Below are 21,579 nucleotides of genomic sequence, written 5' to 3' on the forward strand. Positions count from 1 at the left end.
CGTCCTAAATATACGCGGAAGTAAAAATAACAAATAATTTACCTTTTAAATCCCAATAAAAATTTTATTTTTGCGCCACAAATAAACAACCATGGCAACATATAAGAAACGAGGATATAAACCAAAAGCTACCAAAGAAAAAGGTGAAACGTTAGATGCTTTAGAGCAAGATTCTACAACAGCAGAAGTGTTTAATACACTGGATGAAGGAGCTAATAAAGCTGAAGATTGGGTTGCTGGAAATCAAAAAGGAATTTTTATCCTTATTGGTGTAGCAGCAGTGATTATGCTAGGTTACTTAGGATATAATAAGTTTATTGCTGAGCCTAAGGCTGAAGAAGCAATGAATGAAATGTACTCTTCTCAAAAATATTTTGATGAAGCTGTGGATGGAGTAGGCAAAGATTCTTTATATAATTTAGCCCTTACAGGTGGTGGTGGAAAATTAGGTTTAACAGATATCGTTGACCAATATGGAACGACTCCTGCTGGAAATTTAGCAAACTATTATGCTGGTATGGCATATTTAAATACTAAAGATTATACGAATGCTGTTAAGTATTTAGGTGATTTTAGTACCGATGATGCCGTTCTTGGACCAATTGCTAAAGGAGGAATGGGAGATGCCTTTGTTCAATTAGAACAATTACCAGAAGCTTTAGAATATTATGAAAAGGCAATCGCTGCATCAACTAATGACTATACAACACCAATGTATCTTTTAAAAGCGGCGAATGTTGCACAATCATTAGGTAAAAGTGATAAAGCTTTAAAATATTACATGAGAATTAAATCTGATTTTAAAACGTCAGATCAAGCAAAAAATATTGATACCTTTATTGGTAGAGCAGAATCGAGTAAATAATTAAATAGAGCTCCGATGTTACGGAGAATGCACTATGGCAACTGCAAATCATAATTTATCTCATTACGATAAAAACACAGTCCCAAACGCGAAAGACTTTCGGTTTGGGATTGTTGTTTCTGAGTGGAATGATACCGTCACCAACGGACTTTTAAAAGGAGCACAAGAGGCCTTAATAGATTGTGGTGCTTTACCAGAGAATATTATCACATGGGGTGTTCCTGGGAGTTTTGAGTTGATTTACGGAAGTAAAAAAATGATCGAGCAAACCGTCGATGCGGTTATTGCCATTGGTTGTGTGATTCAAGGTGAAACCAAGCATTTTGATTTTGTTTGTGAAGGTGTGACTCATGGTATCAAAGCACTCAATCTAAACTCTGATACTCCAGTTATTTTTTGTGTGCTTACTGATAATACAATGCAACAATCTTTAGATCGTTCTGGAGGTAAGCATGGTAACAAAGGAACAGAAGCTGGTATTGCTGCTATAAAGATGGCAGAATTACGCGGAAGGTAGTACTTCGTTTTCAGTCGCGGTTTTCAGATTTTCACTCTTACTCTATACATGAAATCACTCTAACTCTCAAGTTTTCTGGCAAAGTCAATGAGATGCTAACGCTACTATTAGGCTGAAAGTGTCTTTATTTTAAATAGTCTACATGATTTTATAATTAATATCTCAGCTAGGTCTCACGTGGTTTGATGTCGTGTATTGATTTAAAATTTACGAAGCAAATATTAACAATTTTTAGCACTCCAAATCCCTATTTTCCTAGTAAATTCTGTACTTTTGACAAACTAAGACAAGTTAAGTAGTGAGTTTATTTAAGCAACGTAAAGGTAGAAGTTTTAATTACACGCCAAGAAGCGAAAAAGTTTCATCTATTGATGATGTTCAGCTTAAAATGAAGTGGGAATCTGTTAAAAGGCAAGGCAAGCATAAAAGTAAGCGGGTAATTTCGTTACCTTTATTACTCGTTTTTTTAGGTATGATAGTTGCATTATTATATTTTCTAACTCAATACGAAACAGCATAGATTATGGGAGTTTTAAACACACGGAAGAATAAAAAATATAGTTATCAGCCACGTTATTATAAAGGCGAAGGAAATCCTTTCGAATTAAAACACAAGTTTGACGATTACAGAGTCACAGTTGGTGATAATAAAGGTTTAAAAAATAAATTTGGAAGTGCAATTGACGATTTTAAATATAATGGTGATAAAACAGGTGCTAACCGTCGTATCTTATATATAATTGCTGCATTAGTTCTCGTCTTTTTGTTTATCATAGATTTTGATTTATCAATATTCTCTATTGAAAGCTAATGGCAGACATCATTCAATTGTTACCAGACCATGTTGCTAATCAAATCGCAGCAGGTGAAGTTGTGCAGCGACCAGCATCGGTTGCAAAAGAATTACTTGAAAACGCTATTGATGCCGATGCAAAAACTATAAAACTTATTGTAAAAGATGCCGGCAAGACCTTAATACAGGTCATTGACAATGGTAAGGGCATGACAGCCACAGATGCTCGATTGAGTTTTGAACGTCATGCGACATCCAAAATACGTTCTGCCCAAGATTTGTTCAGTCTCAATACCAAAGGGTTTCGAGGTGAGGCTTTGGCTAGTATTGCTGCCATTGCTCATGTAGAATTAAAAACAAAACAAGAGCAAGATGAACTTGGAACACTTATAGAAATTGAAGGTAGTGAGATAAAAAATCAAGAGGTCACAGTGACACCAACAGGTACTTCACTTTGTGTAAAGCATTTATTTTTTAATATTCCTGCACGTCGTAATTTTTTGAAATCTAATAATGTAGAGCTCAGACATATTGTTGATGAATTTCATCGAGTAGCTTTAGCGCATCCAGATATTGAATTCTTAATGTATCATAACGGTAGCGAAAGTTTTAACTTGCCAAAAAGTAATTATAGACAACGTGTGGTAAATATCTTCGGAAATAAAAGAAACGAAAAACTGGTTCCTGTTGAAGAAGAAACAGAGGTTTTAAAAATCTCGGGATTTGTGGGTAAACCCGAATTCGCGAAACGTACTAGAACTGAACAATTTTTCTTTGTCAACAACCGATTTATAAAAAGTCCATATCTTAATCATTCTATAAACTCTGCTTTTGAAGGCCTAATGAAAGAAGGAAGTCATCCTACTTACTTCTTAAATCTAACCGTTGACCCTAAAAGTATAGATATTAATATCCATCCAACAAAAACAGAAATTAAGTTTGATGACGAACATACATTGTATGCCATTTTACGCTCTGCTGTTAAGCATAGTTTGGGACAGTTTAATATTGCACCTGTTTTAGACTTTGATCGCGATAGAAACTTAGATACACCTTATAATTTTGAAAACAAAAGAGCATCCACTCCAACGGTAGAAGTCGATCGTTCTTTTAACCCATTTCAAGCAGAAAAAATAGAGAGCAGGTCTAATAGATTGTCGTCAAGTTATAAAAAGGAACCTACTTCACAATGGGAAAGTTTGTATGTTGGATTAGAATCTAAAGGCACAAAAACCGAAAACGATTTTAGTGAAGTACAGTTTGAAAGTCAGCCGGAGACCCCGTCTTTATTTGATGATGATAAGCAATTAGAGACCAAACAAACTACATATCAATTACACAATAAATATATTATTAGTACTATAAAATCTGGGATGATGATTTTAGATCAACATCGTGCGCATCAACGGGTTTTGTATGAAGGGTTTCTTAAACATCTCACGGTAAAAGAGGCTGTAAGTCAGCAACTACTGTTTCCTTTACGTTTAGAATTTTCTTCTACGGAAATGGAAATACTACAAAATTTAAAAGAAGATTTAGAACATACAGGATTTGTGTTTTCAGTATTTAAAGATATTATTATTGAGATTACGGGAGTGCCAATCAATGTTCCTGAAAGTGAAGTCTCTATTATTTTAGAGCAGCTTATAAGTGATGTTGAGCAAGAGGTACCAGATAGTAATTTTAGTGCAACAGATTTGTTAGCAAAATCAATGTCTAAGAGTTTGGCTATTAAAACAGGACAAAGCATATCACGTTTAGAACAAGAACATTTAGTAAATAGTTTATTTGCTTGTAAAGAACCAACGGTTTCTCCTACTAATAAAGTCACGTTTATCACAATGAGTGTAGATGACTTTGATAAAAAATTTATATAACTTATGATGAGAGGTATTACAGATACAGTAAAGCATTTGATTATTATAAATGTAGTGATGTTTATTGGTACGCTCGCTATTGGTGGAGGTGAGTTATTTTATCAATGGTTCGCACTATATTTCCCAGAGAACGATTTGTTTAAGCCATGGCAAATAATTACACATATGTTTATGCATGGTGGCGTAACTCATATTTTATTCAATATGTTTGCTTTGTGGATGTTTGGTACAGCTGTGGAAACACAATTAGGGTCCAAGAACTTTTTATTTCTATATATATCGGCAGGTTTAGGAGCAATGCTTTTTCAATTAGGCTATTACTATTTTAATTATCTACCTGCGTACTCCGAATTAATAGCTTCTGGTTTGTCTGACGGTCAGTTAATTGAAATGTTTACAACCAATAAGTCAGTAGTTCAAGTATCTAGTTCTCAATTGAATTTACTTCGAGGTGCTTATAGTGCTTACAATGCCAGTATGGTAGGCGCTTCGGGCTGTATCATGGGAGTTTTAGCAGCTTTTGGGATGATGAATCCCAATGCTAAGTTGATGATGATATTTCTGCCTATACCTATAAAAGCAAAGTACTTTATTCCTGGGATTATACTGCTTGATATTATTTCTGCAGTCTCTGGACAGTCTTTCTTTAGTCCAAGTAATACAGCTTATATGGCTCATGTTGGTGGTGCGATTACAGGTTTCCTTATCATGTGGTACTGGAAAAAAACACAGTTTAATAAAAACCGTTGGGATAGATGACTTCATTAAATAACGACTTTAAAGACAAACTCAAAAACCTAAATGTTTTTGAAAAAATCATGGCAGTTAATGTTTTGGTTTTCTTCATTGGTTGGTTACTACAAATGATTCTTAAAATCCCAAGATTTTATACATTATCGTGGTTAGAGTTACCCAAAGGTTTCCTTGACTTTATTGTGACGCCTTGGTCTATTTTTACATATGGATTTACACATTATGATTTCTTTCATTTGTTGTTTAACATGGTTGTCTTGTATTTTGTGTCTCGTAGCATGGTTAATTTGTTTCCATCTAAACAATCTCTTAATATTTATTTTTTAGGAATCTTAGCAGGAGGGTTGTCATTTTTAGTCGTGTACAATATTCTACCTGAGTCGTGGTCTTCAACAGTTGGCTCTTTAGTAGGAGCATCTGCAGGAGTAAACGCGCTTTTGATTTTTTTATGTACCTATATGCCACATAGGGAAACACGCTTCTTTACGTTATCTATAAAGCTGTGGCAAATAGGGGCTGCTATTGTATTATTTGATGTGATTGGTTTATTTGGAGCTAATCAAGGCGGTAAGGTCGCGCATTTAGGAGGCAGTTTATTAGGTTACCTTTACGCTACACAACTCTTAAAAGGCAATGATATTGGCTCTGGATTTATGAAATTCACAGATCGTATTGTTGATATGTTTAATAATAAAACGTCTTTAAAAACAGTACATAGAAATAAGAAAAATGATTTTGCGGGTCACAAGAAGCAAGATTTTGACGCGTTTAATACACAAAAGAAAATAGATCTCATTTTAGATAAAATAAGTAAAAGTGGTTATGAAAGTTTAACTAAAGAAGAGAAATCATTTTTATTTAATGCAGGGAAGAAATAACGTCTATGGGTAAACTTAAGCTATTTGAGAAGTTCATATTCCTTATCAATTCATTGATAGCATTTGCATTACTCTTATCTTATATTTTACCTTATGTTGAGCCTAAAAAATTTGCATTCCTATCCGTTTTAAGCCTAGCAGTTCCGTTTTTAATAATCTTTAATATTCTATTTCTTATTTATTGGTTATTAAAAGTCAAAAAACAACTATTACTATCGCTTCTAGTTTTGGCTATTGGTTATAATTATGTGTTGTCGTTATATAAGTTCACATCTTCTAAAAATGTGGACGATAGCGAGAATATTTCTGTAATGAATTATAATGTGCGCTTATTTAATCTTTTTGATTGGATCGATGATCCCAATTTAAAAGAGAATATGTCTTCATTTATTTTAGAAAATAGTCCAGATATACTCTGTATGCAGGAATTCAGACCTGATGAGGAGATAGACTTAGAGATGTATCCCTATAAACACATTGAACTATCAGGAAAGAAGATTAGGAATGGTCAGGCGATTTATACCAAATTTCCAATCATTAACTCTGGGTCCATAGAATTTCCTAATACATCAAACAACGCTATTTTTGCAGATATCGTAAAAGGAATAGATACGATTAGAGTTTATAATCTGCACTTAGAGTCTTCTCGTATTGATCCAAATGCTGAGGAATTCTCAAAAGAAAATTCACAGAACTTATTTAAACGGGTAAGCTGGACCTTTAAAAAGCAACAGTCACAAGCAGAGCAGTTTTTAGTTCACAAAAATAAATGTCTGTATAAAACAATCATTTCTGGAGACTTTAATAATACAGCATATTCTTATATTTATAACGAGATTAAAGGTGATATGCAAGATGCTTTTGAACACGCAGGAAATGGTTTTGGAAGAACGTTTGATTTTAAATTTTTCCCTGTTCGTATTGATATTATATTAGTCGACGATACCTTTGAAATCAATGCCTTTAAAACATTTGATGTTAAGTATAGTGACCATTATCCTGTGATGGCAAAAGTGAAGGTTAAATAGTTGGCGGTCGCAGATTTTAGTTTTTACGCTTGCACGTTAAAACGTTTCGTTGGGTATTTGTTTTGCGGAGTTGTATCACCTATTCATTTAAATATTACCCGAAAGTACGTTCCATTGCATATAAATATGTCCTTCGGAAATTTTAAACCTTTTGTGTTAGTCAATTCTAAAAGTAACCCATACTCTTTATGAAATTTTATGATATTATTTGAGCCTCTGTATAAATAACTAATACCAAGTAGGTCATAGTCTTACATCATTAAACAATCTGCCCAATCTGCCAGCATATGAATAAGTAGCCCTAAACCAATAATTCTTGTTTTCTTTATAAACGTTAGAATGATGTAAATACCAATGGCATAATAGGAGTGAAGTGGGTGAAAATTAATGCTACATCGTGTTGGGTCAAAAATAGGATTCGCGAGTAAATGATCGAGATCAATTATGATAGCACTTAACATAATTATTGACGCTATTTTCCAATGTTCTCTAAAAAAGAGTAGCGCTATAAGGATAGGAACTAAGAAATGGATGCTATAGTGTATGGTCGTTTGTAGCATTACAAATCAATAGTTTGAGATTTGAGATATAATTCAGTATTTGGACCTTCATTAAATAAGACATCTAGAATACTTAGATTATTTAAAAATTTGTGTTTATTGTCAAATACTTGTGCATAAGGCTTGAATTTCTGCGGTATCTCCTTGCGACTATTTGCTAGCAACCTAGCGTCAATGACATATTTTGGTTCTGGTTCAAATTCTTCTGTAATTTTATACTCAAGCGGAAGTTGCAAGCACTCAAATATAAGCTCTAAACATGTAAAGTTATAATCCATAATCGTGTCAGCTTCCGAAGTAAATAGAGGCATTAGATCATCAATATAAAATTCAAAAAAAGGGGATGTTCTGTAGGCCGACTCTAAAGATTTTAGGTGTTGGGTTTGCCAGTCGTCAATATTGAAAATTTTAACGTCTTTATAAAGTTGTCGGTTTTTTTGTGTGTAGATAACAGGGACATTTAAATCTAATTTTCCATTGGCGCCATAAATTGAAGCACGATTGCGATACGTTTGCTTTTGATAATTATCACAAACTTCAAATACAAGCTCACTAGCGTTCATCATAGCAACAAAATGCGCTACGTTTGGAAGATATGTAGGATGAATTAATGTTTTCATCTTTAATTAAAAAAGCTATTTATGCTTTCTTTTTCTTTCTCCATGTGTTAAAACCAAACCAAGCAGCTAATAAAACTAAAAAAGGAATTAAATAAGACACGGGATTTCCAGATCCACCAACAGTCGTAAACCAACGTTTCCAGCGTGGATTTTTAAGACCATCCCAACTCATCCAAATAAATACAGGTTTACCTACGACATGATCAAAAGGAACGTAACCCCAAGCACGAGCATCAATAGAATTATTTCTATTGTCTCCCATCATCCAATAATAATCTTGTTTAAATGTATAGGATGTTGCGGGTTGGTCATTAATGATTATTTGATTACCTTTAGTGACAACGCTATTTCTCTCGTATTCTCCAATGAGGCGCTTATACAAGGGAAGTACTTCCATTGTTAATTCTACAGTTTCTCCTTTCTTCGGAATATAAATAGGTCCAAAATTATCATAACTCCAGTCATAACCAGCAGCCCTCGGGAACAAGGACTTGTAGTCAATACCTCTTGGAGTTTCGCTTCTTGTGATACTTCCAACGTTTGGATGATTTTTGGCTTTTGCTGCAGCTTCAACTGTAGCTTCTATAAGCAACGTAGTTTGACCAATTTGATAGACATCTGTAATATCATAGCGTTTTAAACCATCATAAATTTGTTCACCACTATAAGTTCCTTTTAATTCAATTTGATAAGCAAACTGAAGTTTAGCACGATCTGGCAATTCGTTTCGTTTGCCATTGATATAGACATATCCATTTCTAACTTCTAGTGAATCTCCAGGAACACCAACACAGCGCTTAACAAGATTTGTTTTCTTGTCTATTGGCTTATAATAATTACGATCTGGATTAAAATCGTTCATATTTAGAAGCGTATCTGCAGGTTGATTAAAAACAACAATATCGTTACGCTCAATATTTTCAAATCCAGGAATCCTCATATAAGGCAACTGTAATTTATTTTTCCATGAGGTGCTGCGCTTTTCAAAATTGTCATCAAACAAATATGATTTAACATTGGCTACAGGAATCGTATCATGAACCATAGGTGTTCCAACTGTTGTCATTGGTATTCTTGCACCATAATGAAACTTACTTACGAATAAAAAATCACCCACTAATAATGATTTTTCTAAAGATGAACTTGGAATAGTAAAGGGTTGAATAAAATACGTATGTACTATGGTTGCTGCAACAATAGCAAATAATATAGAGCTTGTCCAGTCACCAGAACTTGATTTTGGATTAATATCTCTATCGGCAACGTACTTGACCTCTGTTCCATAATTGAGATAAAAATTATAAAAACCTAAAGTAATAACTGCTAAAAAAGTATCAAGGAATTGATTCTTTCCAAAACTTCTAGCTGTTTCAACCCAAACTACAGGGAGCATGATTAAGTTAACAATAGGAACAAACAATAAAATCGTCCACCACCAAGATCTATGAATTATTTTCATTAATATAATCGCGTTATACACAGGAATAAACGCTTCCCATGCCTGACGTCCAGCTTTAACGTATAGTTTCCAAGTCCCAAGTCCATGAAGGATTTGGACGACTAGAATAAATATTAACCATTGTGTCATTGTCATGTCTATAGTTTAATTTCTTTAATGAGTTGAAAAGTCTTCGAAAACGTTACATCAATCTGTGATATTAACTAATATTTAAGACGTCTTTCATTGTGAATATTCCTTTTTTGTCATGTACAAATTCTGCAGCAATTACAGCTCCCAAAGCAAAACCTTCTCTGCTGTGTGCAGTATGCTTAATTTGAATGCTATCGACTTCAGATTTGTAAATTATCTCATGGGTTCCTGGAACATTTTCAATACGTTTTGCTAAAATACCAATCTCATTTTGTTTTGGCGTATCTAATGTCCACTTTTCGTAATTAGTTTTACCTATTATTCCGTTAGCGAGTTTAATCGCAGTTCCGCTAGGCGCATCTAATTTTTGAGTATGATGAATTTCTTCAACAGTTACCTTATACTTCGGAAGCTTAGCCATTAATGCCGCTAAAGTTTTATTGAGTTCGAAAAATATATTGACACCTAAGCTGAAGTTTGAGGCGTATAAAAAGGTGCCTTTAGTAGATTCACAAAGAGAAACTATTTTGTCGTAATCGTCTAGCCAACCAGTAGTTCCTGAAATCACTGGAATTCCTGCCTCTAAACATTTGGAAATATTTGCTACTGCTGAAGATGGGAGACTAAAGTCTATGGCGATATCACAATCTTGGAGTGAAAAACTTTCCGTAGCACTAGACATTTTTAGCGTAATACTATGACCACGTTGTATAGCGATAGTTTCTATAGCTTTTCCCATTTTTCCATAGCCTAAGAGTGCAATTCTCATACTTTAGAATTTGAAATTAAGAGTTAGACCTAAATTGGTGTTGTTTTCCATTTCATTGTACTTAAAATGTGGACGCAATGATAAATCTTGGTCCACATTAAATTGCAATAGATGTGCATCAACGTTGGCATCTACAATATTTAAGGCATACATACCAATAGCTATAAGTAAGGCTAATTCTTTGTTGCGCCTCAATTGTTGTTGAGCACGTATTAGACCATCGTTTGAAACATTGGGATAAGGTGCACCGTCCCTACTTTGATCAAATCCTGCCAAACGTCTTTTATATTCATCACGATATAAGCCTAAATCTCGATCATTGGTAATGAATAGATAGGTAGGAATACCAATAGCAGCATAGACCAAAGGAACCTTCCAATATTTTTTATTGTAAGCTTGACCCAAACCGGGTAAAATAGCAGAGTAGAAGGCCGCTTTTGACGGTGCCAGTACATCGAAAGCTCGTCTTTTAGTTTTAATAGTATCTTGAACAACCATTAAGCCTGTATCTACGTCTTCAGCTTTTTTGTCGTCCTGTGCAAATGTTATGCTACTGAAAAAGAGAAAGAAAAGACTGCTATAGACCAATTTATTTAGCACTTTCAACTAGTTTTTTTATACGGTTAAAATCTTCTTCAGAATGAAACGGAATTGTTATTTGTCCCTTACCATTCTTTGACAATTTAACGCCAATTTTATGCCCAAAGTATTCTGAAAATTCCTTTATGCCTTTTTTAACAAATTTAGGTAGCTCTTGAGCTTCGGTCGCTTTTTTAGCTAACGGATTCTGGTAATTCTTAACCAGTTGTTCTGTTGCTCTAACCGATAATTTATCTGCAATTATTTTCTCGTAGATATCTAATTGGTTATTCGGGTCCTCAATATTGACCATAGCTCGTCCATGACCCATTGAAATGAATCCGTCACGCATCCCAGTTTGAATGATAGGATCTAACTTTAATAAACGCAGGTAGTTTGCAATTGTTGACCGTTTTTTACCAACACGCTCGCTCATTTGCTCTTGAGTTAAAGCAATTTCATCAATTAAACGCTGATAAGAGAGTGCAATCTCTATAGGATCTAAATCTTGGCGTTGAATGTTTTCTACTAATGCCATTTCTAACGACTCTTGGTCATTAGCAATTCTTATATAGGCAGGAATTGTAGTTAACCCAATGAGTTTCGATGCTCTAAAACGTCGCTCACCAGATACCAATTGAAATTTGTTGAATTCTAATTTACGTACTGTAATGGGTTGTATGACACCAAGTTCTTTAATAGAAGAGGCTAGTTCTCTTAGCGTTTCTTCATTGAAATTGGTACGTGGTTGAAATGGATTGAGGTCTATAGTACCTAAATCTAATTCTACGATGTTACCAATAATGGTATCAGCGTTTTTGTCTTGAGCAGACTGTATGTCATTAGAAGGGTCTTTCAACAATGCTGATAAACCTCTACCAAGTGCTTGTTTTTTTGTTGCCTTCGCCATTATGCGTTTTTCTTTATGATTTCTTTAGCCAAACTTAAATAATTTGTGGCGCCTTTACTGCTAACATCATATTTGATGATACTTTCTCCATAACTAGGAGCTTCTCCTAATCGTACATTTCTTTGAATGATGGTATCAAACACCATATCGCTAAAATGTTTTTGAACTTCTTCTACCACTTGATTAGATAAACGTAAACGTTGATCAAACATGGTTAATAACATCCCTTCAATATCTAAATCTTTATTATGGATTTTTTGAACACTTTTTACAGTATTCAAAAGTTTACCAAGGCCTTCTAATGCAAAATATTCACATTGAATAGGAATAATTACAGAATCGGCTGCAGTTAAAGCGTTTAAGGTAAGTAATCCAAGAGAAGGCGCACAGTCAATTAAAATATAATCATACGATGATTTTAGGTGCGTAATTGCTTTTTTAAGCATGTATTCGCGTTCCTCTTTATCTACAAGTTCTATTTCAATCGCGACAAGATCAATATGAGATGGAATAATATCTACGTTTGGTGAATTTGCTGCAATGATACATTGTTCTGCAGTGGCGGTATGTTCTAATAATTGATAGGTGCCAACTTCAACATGTTCTACATTAATACCAAGACCAGATGAAGCATTGGCCTGAGGATCTGCGTCTATAAGTAATACTTTCTTTTCTAGAACCCCTAGCGATGCTGCTAAATTCACAGAAGTTGTTGTTTTACCAACACCTCCTTTTTGATTGGCAATTGCAATGATCTTACCCATTAATTGATTTGGTTTTATGACATAGAGATTTAAAATATCCCCGACGTAAAAATACGATTATTTGTGAGTTTTGAAAATTGAAGTTGTTAATAGTTCTTCAAATTTTGACTTTGAAATTGAACAAGAATTGAATGTTCAATTTTAATTCAGGAATTAATTTTTCTAATTATTCTTTTGGCATTTTTGTGACATACATCATATCATTTTATGTGTCAACGTCCTTAATTATAAGTGTATACGTATTATCTTCAATATGACCAGTTGGTTTTTTTGCAAAACTAATGGCATTGAAATACTTAGTTTTTATCCCATCTTTAAACCAACCGTAGTTTGCGGCATAAGAGCAATTATTTTTATATATTATAATTTCCTCTCTACCATAGGTATTCCAAAGCGCAATTCATAATATATAAAAACCCATTAAGCCAAAGACGAAAATAGTCATAAAATAGCCTACATGGATTCCTTTTCCTTCAGAAATGATAATTTATCATTCCTCCAATAGGCAAAATTAATAGTGAGAAGCTCAAAACAAACATGAGTAATCTCATAAAAACAGCAGAGGGTTTTACAAATAAAGCGAGTGCATTACCTTCTCGCAGGTATTGATGCATTCATTGGATAACTAATCAATTAATATCTCTAAAATTTTAATCGCCGCATCACTAATTTTAGTTCCAGGTCCAAAAACAGCAACCGCTCCAGCATCAAATAAATATTGATAATCTTGCTTTGGGATGACACCTCCAACAATCACCATGATGTCTTCACGACCATAGTTTCTAAGTTCTTCTATGACTTGAGGTACTAATGTCTTATGTCCTGCAGCTAAGGATGATACGCCTAGAATATGAACATCATTCTCTACGGCTTGTTTAGCAGCTTCTTTGGGTGTTTGAAATAAGGGGCCAATATCAACATCAAAGCCAACATCTGCATAACCAGTAGCGACAACCTTTGCACCACGATCATGACCGTCTTGTCCCATTTTAGCAATCATTATACGAGGTCTTCGACCATCTTGTTCTGCAAATTGGTCTGCAAGCTCTCTTGCTTTTTTAAAGCTTTTGTCGTCTTTAATTTCTTTACTATACACTCCCGAAAATGTTTTTATTTGTGCTTTGTAGCGTCCAAATACGTCTTCAAGAGCATCACTAATTTCTCCTAAAGTGGCACGTTCTTTCGCTGCAGTTACTGCTAAAGCTAATAAATTCTCTTGTCCTGAGCGAGCAGCTTTAGTTAATTTTAAAAGTGCATCACTAACAGCGCCTGAGTTTCTTGTTGATTTTATGTGTTCTAGGCGTTTAATTTGCCCGATTCTAACAGTTTGATCATCCACTTCTAAAGTAGATATAGGATCTTCTTCTTTTAATCGATATTTGTTGACGCCAACAATGACATCTTGATTAGAATCTATTCGTGCTTGTTTTCTAGCTGCAGCTTCCTCAATTCTTAGCTTAGGAATTCCTGCCTCTATGGCTTTGGTCATTCCGCCAAGCTCTTCAACTTCTTCAATTAAAGACCAGGCTTTTTGAGCAATGTCATGGGTTAGTTTTTCAACGTAGTAACTTCCAGCCCAAGGATCAACTGTTTTAGTTATGCCTGTTTCTTCTTGCAAAAATATTTGTGTGTTTCTTGCGATACGTGCAGAAAAATCTGTAGGCAATGCAATGGCCTCATCTAAAGCATTTGTATGCAAACTCTGTGTGCCACCAAAAGCAGCAGCAGTAGCTTCGATTGTTGTTCTAGCTACATTATTAAAGGGGTCTTGTTCGGTTAAACTCCAGCCTGAAGTTTGACTATGCGTTCGCAATGCTAATGATTTTTCGTTTTTAGGATTAAACTGACTCACTAATTTGGCCCACAACATTCTTGCTGCACGCATTTTAGCAATCTCCATAAAATGGTTCATTCCGATAGCCCAAAAGAAAGATAATCTAGGAGCAAAGGTATCGATATCCATGCCTGCCTCTAATCCTTTTTTAATGTACTCAAGTCCGTCAGCTAAGGTATACGCCAGTTCAATATCGCCAGTTGCACCAGCTTCTTGCATGTGATATCCTGAAATACTAATACTATTGAATTTTGGCATATTCTTACTCGTATATTCAAAAATATCTGAGATAATCTTCATAGAAGGTGAAGGAGGATAGATGTATGTGTTTCTCACCATAAACTCCTTAAGGATATCGTTTTGAATTGTTCCAGCTAAAAGAACTGGATCAACGCCTTGTTCTTCTGCAGCAACAATATAAAACGCCATAATTGGTAAAACAGCACCATTCATAGTCATCGACACTGACATTTTATCTAGTGGAATCTGGTCAAAGAGAATTTTCATATCCTCAACCGAATCTATAGCTACTCCAGCCTTACCAACATCACCTACAACACGTTCATGATCTGAATCATAACCTCGATGAGTTGCTAAATCAAACGCAACAGATAATCCTTTTTGACCAGCAGCAAGATTTCTTCTGTAGAAGGCATTACTATCTTCGGCAGTAGAAAAACCTGCATACTGACGAATTGTCCAAGGTCTGCGAACATACATCGTAGAATAAGGTCCACGAAGGTGTGGTGCAATACCTGCAACAAAATTTAAATGCTCTAAATTTAAAATGTCTTCCTTTGAATATGAGGATTTTATATCAATATTTTCTGCCGTTTTAAAAGTCGTTTTAGATGTTGACTTGGGATCTGTAGGAGCTGACTTTATAGTTATATGTTGTATGTTTTTGCGCATAAATATTAATGGTTATGACCATCATTTTCTGAATGTTCGTTTTCTATTGGAGTGTCAGCCTTTTTTGATACATCAGCACTTAAATCGCTGTCATAAAATTTTCCGTAGAATAATTCTAAAGCTACATATGTTGCTAAATATTTGTCATCTTTCATTCCAAATGTTTGACGTCTTAGTTGACCACTAAACATCCTTAAACTCATGCTGTTTGTGTCTATCAAGGCCTTGAATGTCTTACGCAAAGGCTCATCTTTAATTTGATTACCAATGCAATCAAATATAGGATGATTAAAATTTACTTTACTACCATCTGGGTTTGTGATCCAGAGCGTTTTATCTTGTTTTAAAGCTTCTAGTACTGTTTTAGAATGATCTGAAACCATTGCTGAGTAATCTGCTTTATTAGAAATTGCCTGACTCACAAACAGACTGTATGCACGGGACATGACAGGTTGCTCTGGAGTATAGAAATTCGCAATGTCTTCTTCAAAAGATTGCATAGCTTCTTGGAATAAAGCATGGTCAACGCCTTCACAGTCAACAAGCTTTTGTACACTTGGAAATTTGTAATCAAAATCTACTACTTTTGTTTCTGTTTTTGCCTCTTCTTTACAGTTAAATAGGCATAAGCATAAGGCTAGTAGTACTAATTTATATGTCATGATTGTATTATTTATTCGTTTTTTAATCGGTCTTGCTCTAATGTTTCGGCTAGACGCTTTTCTATAATGGGTTCTATTAATGTCTTAATTGGATTCGTTTTTACGAAAGGATATATTTCTAAATTGGCTTTCATTCTATCTTTAGGATTAGGGTATTTATTTGTACCCAATAAAACAGTGTCACCAGAATCAAAAAGGTTTTGCTCTTTAGTCGCACTTTCTTTTATTTTTTTCTGGATAGTGCCTATTTTCAGTTGTGATAGAAACCCTCCATTTGCTTCAATATCTTTAAATAATTCTAAAGCTTTATCGCATAATTGAGTGGTTAAAGATTCAATATAATAAGCACCATCTGCAGGATTGTCAACCTTATCAAAGTAGCTTTCTTCTTTTAAAACAAGTAATTGGTTTCTTGCTATACGCTCTCCAAATTCGTTGTCTTTATGATAAAGGCTGTCGTAAGCTAAGTTTGTTATGCTAGAGGCACCACCTAATATTGCACTCATACACTCTGTTGTTGTGCGCAACATATTAGTATTGTAATCATAGATGGTTTTGTTACGTTTCGTTGGCGTTACACTAATTTCACAATTAGTATTAAAACCATATTCATTAGAAAGCGATTGATAGAGTTCACGTAACGCTCTTAGTTTTGCGATTTCAAAAAAATAATTAGTTCCAACCGATACCTGAAACGTCAACGTCACATTTTTTTTATCAGTTTCACTTAAAATAGGATCTAAATAATTAAAATACTCATTGGTATGCGCTAATGCGTAAGCTAGTTGCTGTACCATTGTTGCTCCAGCATTTTGATACAAACTGTTATGAACACAAAATGAATGGGTCAATTTTACGATAGCTTCAAATTGTTCATGGTCGTCTTTAATATTTTTAAACCAATTTCCTGTTTTTGCAAGATGACCAATAATATCGGTTTGGATTGTTATGTTATGATCTGTTGGAATGGATTTTACATATTCCGAAGATAAAAAAAGCAACTTAAAATTAATTGGAGTAGAAGCGTGGTCTATGCCTTTTAGAAGGTCTTTAGTTGAAACATCTTCCGTAGGAATAATAAATTCTATAGTCTCTGCTCCTCTAGAAATGGCATCTATAGCCTTGGCATTAGATTTTTCTACATGAGCAACAAAAATGGACTGACAAATCTTAAACTCACTAGCTTTTGTATTTGACGGTTTAAATTTTTGCTCAAACTCATCGGCATGATAAAATGGTTTTACGTCAATACCTTCGGTTGTATACCAAATTAGTGTATCATTATAATCTACCCCTTTTAAATCAACTTGGATTTTTTGTTTCCACTGTTTAGAGGACACCTCTTTAAAATTGTTGAATAGTATTTTACTCATCCTTCCTTTTTAATTTTAGACTGTCTTCATATTCGATAATATAAATGTCTTCATTTTCCTTCTTCATGTAGTATTTCTCTCGAGCCATTTTCTCAATGCCTTCTTCGGTACTTAATTCTTTAATGGCCTTATCATCTTTTTGTATTTCATTTCTGTAATAGTCTTTTTCGTCCTCAAGATCAGTAATATCTTCATTAAGTTCTTGATGAATCAATAATGAGTTTGAATCAAAAAAAAGCATCCATACGGCGAAAATGGCAAATACAATGACAAATATGTTTCTAAACTTTTTGATCGTTAATTGAGTTTTTCGTTGATAATGGTCTTCACTATATTTACAGCTACTGTGTTGTACTTATTGTTTGGTATAATAATATCTGCATACTCTTTCATTGGTTCAATAAACTGTTGATGCATGGGTTTTAAGGTTGTTTGATAACGTGTTAACACTTCATCTATATCTCGTCCACGCTCGGTTATATCGCGCTTTAAACGTCTAATTAAACGTTCATCACTATCTGCATGAACAAAAATTTTAATATCAAACATTTTACGTAACTCGGGATTTGTAAGTATTAAAATACCTTCAACAATCATTACTTTTCTAGGGTTCGTTTTAATTGTATCTCCAGTACGATTATGCTTTACAAATGAATAGACTGGTTGATCTATGAAATTGCCAGCCTTTAATTCTCTTAGATGCTTCTCAAGTAATTCAAAATCGATAGACCTTGGGTGATCAAAATTAATTTTCACCCGTTCATCGTATCTCAAATGTGAAGTGTCCATATAATACGAGTCTTGAGAGATTATACCAACTTCACCTTCAGGTAATTCGTTAAGTATTTGATTTACAACTGTTGTTTTTCCACAACCCGTTCCACCTGCAATTCCAATAATAAGCATATTTTTATAGACTATTTTTAATAGAGCAAATTTAGTAATTATGATATAATATCAAGGTTCAATTTTAGAAACTTCACTTTCAGTTATTAATTTATCGTTAGAATTACCCCAACTATTTGTAATATAGTTCATAACATCTGCAATTTCATCGTCTTCCAACCCTAGTGGAGACATCACATTATTATATTTTTGACCATTAACAATAATTTCTCCAGACTGACCATATTTAATAGCCTTTATACTAGCCCTACGTTTAGTCATCAAGTAGTCAGACTTTGCTAAAGGCGGAAATATTTTAGCCACACCCTTACCATTAGGTAAATGACAAGTTATGCAAAAATTAGAGTAAACAGTTTCCCCACGAGTCATGCTTTCTTTAAGAGCAGAGTTTTGTACCGTGATTTTTTCTTCGGAAATAGTAACTTTTGACAGCTCTTCCTTTTTTTCCGAAGAATTGCAAGACACCAGTAGAAGTGCTATTATGATATATGTTATTCTCATCATTTTGTTTTAATAAGTTTTACGATTCCTAAATTTTCTATGCCAACATAAATATAGCCGTCAGGTCCTTGGTTTATTGATCTCACGCGACCTAATCCATTTAATAGGCGCTCTTCCTTAACAACTTTGCCATCTTTTATATAGCAATTATCTAAATACTGAAACTTCAAAGACCCAACTAATAGATTGTAGTCCCAGCCTGGGTATTTATCGCTAGAGATAAACTCCATTCCGCTTGGAGCGATGGAAGGCGTCCAATAATGTAAAGGGTCTTCCATTCCTGGTTTGCTGGTCTCATCAGTGATTTTTGTTCCAATATAATTTATACCGTAAGTAATTATGGGCCAACCGTAGTTTTTACCCGGTTTTATAATATTAATTTCATCTCCACCTTTAGGGCCATGCTCATGCGTCCAAATCTCTCTAGTTTTGGGATGAATTACCATCCCTTGTGGATTTCGATGCCCATAAGAATAAATTGCAGTTTTTGCGTTTTCAACAGCAATAAACGGATTATTATTTGGGATGGTTCCATCATCATTTAAGCGATATACTTTACCACCGTCTCGCGTTAAATCTTGCGGATTTTCATCTCGATTACCACGTTCTCCGATTGTAAAAAACAAATATCCATCATCATCAAATACAATTCTAGAACCAAAATGCTGGCCTTTTGTAGTATTTGGAGTTGCTTTATAGAGTACTTGTGTTTCTACTAAAGAATCTTTACTAAGTTTTGCACGCATTAAAGCTGTATGACCACCTTTCTCTTCACCTTCAGAAGACGAGTAGGTGAGGTAAACCCAAGGATTGTCTTCATACTTAGGATGTAATTTTATATCAAGCAATCCACCTTGGCCACGATTATAAACTTTAGGAACTCCCTTTATATCCGTTTTTATTCCGTTTTCAAAGTGAATAATCTGCCCTTCTTTTTCATTAATTAACATAGATCCATCTGGTAAAAAAACAAAACTCCAAGGGTTAATTAATTCTGATACAATGAGTTCGTAAGAATGTTCGTTGTTAATTGGGTTTTTGTCTTGTGCACAAGCAAAAAAACTTAGAAAAGCACTAATGAATACCGATTGTAGTAGAAATTTCATCAAAAAAAATTTTATGTATAAATTTAGTAATAAAAGTTGTCAAATTTTAAAGAAAATACATATATTTGCACCTCGAAATTTTGGGAACTTATCATTATTCGCAAAGTATGAGATAACCAATTCGGGGTGTAGCGTAGCCCGGTTATCGCGCCACGTTTGGGACGTGGAGGCCGCAGGTTCGAATCCTGCCACCCCGACTTTTTGAGGGCTCTTAGCTCAGTTGGATAGAGCACCTCCCTTCTAAGGAGGCGGTCGCAGGTTCGAATCCTGCAGGGCTCACAACTCACAAACCTAGCGGTAACGCTGGGTTTTGTTGTTTAGAGATACTTATAACAGTTATAGTTTTAGTCATTAAGTTTTTCCTAAACGTCTTCGCATTCCACTCAAAGTCTTAGGAGTAATGCCTAAATAAGATGCAATCATATATTGAGGTATAGACTGTATCACTTTTGGTTTGTCTTTAATCAAATTAGTATAACGCTCCTTTATTTATAAAGGCAACAAAATCACATACCTTTCTCTGTATTAAAATAAATTCATTTTTCGAAAAATGTTTTACTGTTGTCAACTTTTTAATAAGAAGAATATCCTTTTCTTCTAGGTCTATAAATTGTTTGAAAAATGAAATACCCTACTTGTACATTTTTTAAGTTTTTAAAATATTAGTGTCCGACAAAAATACAACATTTAGCTTTTTGCTATTGTATCGCTTATATTTAGGTTACTATTTTCTGTTTTAAAATAGCATGGTGTCTATCAGAAAAGATTCAACTGAATATCTGGTGGTTTATTGGTTAGATCATCCCACTTTTGAGTTGGGTTTTCCATAAAACTGAACAGTTCAATATAGCTCATTAGGTGTAATCTTACCATCGAGATCATATTTGAGTATGCCCTGTTATTTTTCACCTGTTTTTGTACTACAATCATCAATAACTGTAAGGTCAGTCCATCACATATCTGTATCTCTAAGGTGTTCTGGTTGTCTCCCAAGAAGTATTTCAGTAGAAAGTTCTGCTTTAGTCTCTTGAATATCATTTCAATCTGCCATCTGTACTTGTAGATATCACATATTTTTTCCGGACTCAAAAGAAAGTAGTTTGATATGAATCCATATATCTTTTTCTTTATGCCATCCCAATAGGCTATGCGGCGTAGTTCTATGGTCTGTCCATTTTTCTCTACGGTTATAGTCTCATCCTTAAGTATATTGTCTCACGTACCTTGCTGTGGGTCAAACTCGGATATGCTTTTATAGAAGGCGTTCTCTTTTTGACGTATCACAAAATAAATGTCTTGGCATGTCCATTCAAAGTATTGCTTATAATCAGCATAAGCTTTATCAAAACAACAAATGACCCTTTCTTTAAGTCGAGTTCTTTAAGAAATGTACGGTCATGCGTGGACACGCTACTGAAACGTAACAGACAAGGAACGTCTTCCATTGCGTTGGTCATTGTATGTATTTTAATACACCTTTCTTTTTACCATTTATAGTGTTACGCTCGACACCTTTCAAAATATTATCAAATAGACTGATGGTGGTAGAATCAACTATTTTGAGAGGTTTAATAGGCAAACGAAGCGAGCTACTGTCCGATAAATCTTTTGCAAACTTACCCAGTAGTGTATAATAGCTACTTGCAAAGACTTCTCTATTGCGATTTGCATTGGCATCGGATAATGTACTTCACTTTGGAAAACTTTTAAGGTTGAGATGACTGAGTTTGCCCTCACACGCAAGCATCACTGTTGATAGCTCTCGAAGTGAACTCACACCA

General features: G+C 34.4%; 23 protein-coding genes and 2 tRNA genes. 10 read left to right on the forward strand and 15 right to left on the reverse strand.

Translation table 11 applies throughout. The features are described 5' to 3' along the window. Positions 1-91: 91 nt before the first annotated feature. The 8 genes from H593_RS0109585 (at position 92) to H593_RS0109620 (ending at position 6,711) form a co-directional block, all read left to right on the forward strand. Positions 92-865, forward strand: a complete 774-nt coding sequence (locus tag H593_RS0109585; protein WP_028872257.1) for a tetratricopeptide repeat protein — start codon at positions 92-94, stop codon at positions 863-865. Positions 866-899: 34 nt separating this feature from the next. Further along, on the forward strand, positions 900-1,382 hold the full coding sequence (gene ribH, locus H593_RS0109590) for a 6,7-dimethyl-8-ribityllumazine synthase (RefSeq protein WP_028872258.1): 483 nt from the start codon (positions 900-902) through the stop codon (positions 1,380-1,382). Positions 1,383-1,680: 298 nt separating this feature from the next. Further along, positions 1,681-1,902: a hypothetical protein gene (locus H593_RS0109595; protein ID WP_028872259.1), complete on the forward strand. Its 222-nt coding sequence runs from the start codon at positions 1,681-1,683 to the stop codon at positions 1,900-1,902. 3 nt (positions 1,903-1,905) lie between these two features. Continuing rightward, positions 1,906-2,193, forward strand: a complete 288-nt coding sequence (locus H593_RS0109600; protein WP_028872260.1) for a hypothetical protein — start codon at positions 1,906-1,908, stop codon at positions 2,191-2,193. Beyond that, the gene (gene mutL / locus H593_RS0109605; RefSeq protein WP_028872261.1) at positions 2,193-4,052 is read left to right on the forward strand and encodes a DNA mismatch repair endonuclease MutL; all 1,860 of its coding nucleotides are present in this window, start codon (positions 2,193-2,195) and stop codon (positions 4,050-4,052) included. Before H593_RS0109600 ends, mutL begins: the two co-directional genes overlap by 1 nt. A gap of 6 nt (positions 4,053-4,058) precedes the next feature. After that, the gene (locus H593_RS0109610) at positions 4,059-4,811 is read left to right on the forward strand and encodes a rhomboid family intramembrane serine protease (protein WP_028872262.1); all 753 of its coding nucleotides are present in this window, start codon (positions 4,059-4,061) and stop codon (positions 4,809-4,811) included. Next, a complete protein-coding gene (locus H593_RS0109615) occupies positions 4,808-5,683 on the forward strand; it encodes a rhomboid family intramembrane serine protease (protein ID WP_028872263.1) in 876 nt (291 codons plus the stop codon). Before H593_RS0109610 ends, H593_RS0109615 begins: the two co-directional genes overlap by 4 nt. Before the next feature lie 5 nt (positions 5,684-5,688). Then, positions 5,689-6,711, forward strand: coding sequence for an endonuclease/exonuclease/phosphatase family protein (locus H593_RS0109620; RefSeq protein WP_028872264.1), 1,023 nt, complete (start codon positions 5,689-5,691; stop codon positions 6,709-6,711). A gap of 251 nt (positions 6,712-6,962) precedes the next feature. Here H593_RS0109620 and H593_RS0109625 read toward each other — a convergent pair whose 3' ends face one another. The 14 genes from H593_RS0109625 to H593_RS0109690 form a co-directional block, all read right to left on the reverse strand. Beyond that, on the reverse strand, positions 6,963-7,271 hold the full coding sequence (locus H593_RS0109625; RefSeq protein WP_028872265.1) for a DUF6122 family protein: 309 nt from the start codon (positions 7,269-7,271) through the stop codon (positions 6,963-6,965). Further along, on the reverse strand, positions 7,271-7,891 hold the full coding sequence (locus tag H593_RS0109630) for a WbqC family protein (RefSeq protein WP_028872266.1): 621 nt from the start codon (positions 7,889-7,891) through the stop codon (positions 7,271-7,273). Before H593_RS0109630 ends, H593_RS0109625 begins: the two co-directional genes overlap by 1 nt. A 19-nt stretch (positions 7,892-7,910) precedes the next feature. Further along, on the reverse strand, positions 7,911-9,485 hold the full coding sequence (gene lepB / locus H593_RS0109635) for a signal peptidase I (RefSeq protein WP_028872267.1): 1,575 nt from the start codon (positions 9,483-9,485) through the stop codon (positions 7,911-7,913). Between the two features lie 64 nt (positions 9,486-9,549). Next, positions 9,550-10,251, reverse strand: a complete 702-nt coding sequence (gene dapB / locus H593_RS0109640) for a 4-hydroxy-tetrahydrodipicolinate reductase (RefSeq protein ID WP_028872268.1) — start codon at positions 10,249-10,251, stop codon at positions 9,550-9,552. Between the two features lie 3 nt (positions 10,252-10,254). Beyond that, on the reverse strand, positions 10,255-10,851 hold the full coding sequence (locus tag H593_RS0109645; RefSeq protein WP_028872269.1) for a DUF5683 domain-containing protein: 597 nt from the start codon (positions 10,849-10,851) through the stop codon (positions 10,255-10,257). Continuing rightward, entirely contained in the window at positions 10,841-11,740 is a 900-nt protein-coding gene (locus H593_RS0109650; RefSeq protein WP_028872270.1) for a ParB/RepB/Spo0J family partition protein, read from the reverse strand. Before H593_RS0109650 ends, H593_RS0109645 begins: the two co-directional genes overlap by 11 nt. Next, complete coding sequence (locus H593_RS0109655) at positions 11,740-12,504, reverse strand: ParA family protein (RefSeq protein ID WP_028872271.1); 765 nt, start codon at positions 12,502-12,504, stop codon at positions 11,740-11,742. Before H593_RS0109655 ends, H593_RS0109650 begins: the two co-directional genes overlap by 1 nt. A gap of 625 nt (positions 12,505-13,129) precedes the next feature. Beyond that, positions 13,130-15,250, reverse strand: a complete 2,121-nt coding sequence (gene scpA / locus H593_RS0109660) for a methylmalonyl-CoA mutase (protein WP_028872272.1) — start codon at positions 15,248-15,250, stop codon at positions 13,130-13,132. 5 nt (positions 15,251-15,255) lie between these two features. Next, complete coding sequence (locus H593_RS0109665) at positions 15,256-15,912, reverse strand: hypothetical protein (RefSeq protein ID WP_028872273.1); 657 nt, start codon at positions 15,910-15,912, stop codon at positions 15,256-15,258. Between the two features lie 11 nt (positions 15,913-15,923). After that, the gene (locus H593_RS0109670) at positions 15,924-17,285 is read right to left on the reverse strand and encodes a methylmalonyl-CoA mutase subunit beta (protein WP_028872274.1); all 1,362 of its coding nucleotides are present in this window, start codon (positions 17,283-17,285) and stop codon (positions 15,924-15,926) included. Further along, entirely contained in the window at positions 17,278-17,580 is a 303-nt protein-coding gene (locus H593_RS0109675) for an FtsB family cell division protein (RefSeq protein WP_028872275.1), read from the reverse strand. The genes H593_RS0109670 and H593_RS0109675 overlap by 8 nt, the downstream gene beginning before the upstream one ends. 2 nt (positions 17,581-17,582) lie before the next feature. Further along, positions 17,583-18,191 (reverse strand): uridine kinase, encoded by a 609-nt coding sequence (udk, locus tag H593_RS0109680; protein WP_028872276.1) that lies wholly within the window; start codon positions 18,189-18,191, stop codon positions 17,583-17,585. Between the two features lie 51 nt (positions 18,192-18,242). Next, positions 18,243-18,695 carry a c-type cytochrome gene (locus H593_RS0109685; protein WP_028872277.1) on the reverse strand — a complete coding sequence of 151 codons (453 nt, stop codon included), beginning with the start codon at positions 18,693-18,695 and terminating at the stop codon, positions 18,243-18,245. Continuing rightward, complete coding sequence (locus tag H593_RS0109690; protein ID WP_028872278.1) at positions 18,692-19,798, reverse strand: PQQ-dependent sugar dehydrogenase; 1,107 nt, start codon at positions 19,796-19,798, stop codon at positions 18,692-18,694. Before H593_RS0109690 ends, H593_RS0109685 begins: the two co-directional genes overlap by 4 nt. Positions 19,799-19,920: 122 nt before the next feature. Between H593_RS0109690 and H593_RS0109695 the strand changes: the two genes are divergently transcribed. Both H593_RS0109695 and H593_RS0109700 read left to right on the forward strand, forming a co-directional pair. Further along, positions 19,921-19,995, forward strand: a tRNA-Pro gene (locus tag H593_RS0109695). 8 nt (positions 19,996-20,003) lie between these two features. Then, positions 20,004-20,077 (forward strand) — tRNA-Arg (locus tag H593_RS0109700). A 477-nt stretch (positions 20,078-20,554) separates the two neighbouring features. On the opposite strand, the gene H593_RS21520 is transcribed toward H593_RS0109700, so the two are convergent. Beyond that, positions 20,555-21,007 carry a transposase gene (locus H593_RS21520; RefSeq protein WP_211224957.1) on the reverse strand — a complete coding sequence of 151 codons (453 nt, stop codon included), beginning with the start codon at positions 21,005-21,007 and terminating at the stop codon, positions 20,555-20,557. Positions 21,008-21,579: the final 572 nt, after the last annotated feature.

It is taken from the genome of Psychroserpens burtonensis DSM 12212 (genome assembly GCF_000425305.1).
Lineage (GTDB): Bacteria > Bacteroidota > Bacteroidia > Flavobacteriales > Flavobacteriaceae > Psychroserpens > Psychroserpens burtonensis.

Excerpts from the sequence above, each read along its gene's own strand:
- H593_RS0109585 (WP_028872257.1), top strand. The coding sequence starts at position 92 with ATGGCAACATATAAGAAACGAGGATATAAACCAAAAGCTACCAAAGAA.
- ribH (WP_028872258.1), top strand. The coding sequence starts at position 900 with ATGGCAACTGCAAATCATAATTTATCTCATTACGATAAAAACACAGTC.
- H593_RS0109600 (WP_028872260.1), top strand. The coding sequence starts at position 1,906 with ATGGGAGTTTTAAACACACGGAAGAATAAAAAATATAGTTATCAGCCA.
- mutL (WP_028872261.1), top strand. The coding sequence starts at position 2,193 with ATGGCAGACATCATTCAATTGTTACCAGACCATGTTGCTAATCAAATC.
- H593_RS0109610 (WP_028872262.1), top strand. The coding sequence starts at position 4,059 with ATGAGAGGTATTACAGATACAGTAAAGCATTTGATTATTATAAATGTA.
- H593_RS0109615 (WP_028872263.1), top strand. The coding sequence starts at position 4,808 with ATGACTTCATTAAATAACGACTTTAAAGACAAACTCAAAAACCTAAAT.
- H593_RS0109620 (WP_028872264.1), top strand. The coding sequence starts at position 5,689 with ATGGGTAAACTTAAGCTATTTGAGAAGTTCATATTCCTTATCAATTCA.
- H593_RS0109625 (WP_028872265.1), bottom strand. The coding sequence starts at position 7,271 with ATGCTACAAACGACCATACACTATAGCATCCATTTCTTAGTTCCTATC.
- H593_RS0109630 (WP_028872266.1), bottom strand. The coding sequence starts at position 7,891 with ATGAAAACATTAATTCATCCTACATATCTTCCAAACGTAGCGCATTTT.
- lepB (WP_028872267.1), bottom strand. The coding sequence starts at position 9,485 with ATGACAATGACACAATGGTTAATATTTATTCTAGTCGTCCAAATCCTT.
- dapB (WP_028872268.1), bottom strand. The coding sequence starts at position 10,251 with ATGAGAATTGCACTCTTAGGCTATGGAAAAATGGGAAAAGCTATAGAA.
- H593_RS0109650 (WP_028872270.1), bottom strand. The coding sequence starts at position 11,740 with ATGGCGAAGGCAACAAAAAAACAAGCACTTGGTAGAGGTTTATCAGCA.
- H593_RS0109655 (WP_028872271.1), bottom strand. The coding sequence starts at position 12,504 with ATGGGTAAGATCATTGCAATTGCCAATCAAAAAGGAGGTGTTGGTAAA.
- scpA (WP_028872272.1), bottom strand. The coding sequence starts at position 15,250 with ATGCGCAAAAACATACAACATATAACTATAAAGTCAGCTCCTACAGAT.
- H593_RS0109665 (WP_028872273.1), bottom strand. The coding sequence starts at position 15,912 with ATGACATATAAATTAGTACTACTAGCCTTATGCTTATGCCTATTTAAC.
- H593_RS0109670 (WP_028872274.1), bottom strand. The coding sequence starts at position 17,285 with ATGAGTAAAATACTATTCAACAATTTTAAAGAGGTGTCCTCTAAACAG.
- udk (WP_028872276.1), bottom strand. The coding sequence starts at position 18,191 with ATGCTTATTATTGGAATTGCAGGTGGAACGGGTTGTGGAAAAACAACA.
- H593_RS0109685 (WP_028872277.1), bottom strand. The coding sequence starts at position 18,695 with ATGATGAGAATAACATATATCATAATAGCACTTCTACTGGTGTCTTGC.
- H593_RS0109690 (WP_028872278.1), bottom strand. The coding sequence starts at position 19,798 with ATGAAATTTCTACTACAATCGGTATTCATTAGTGCTTTTCTAAGTTTT.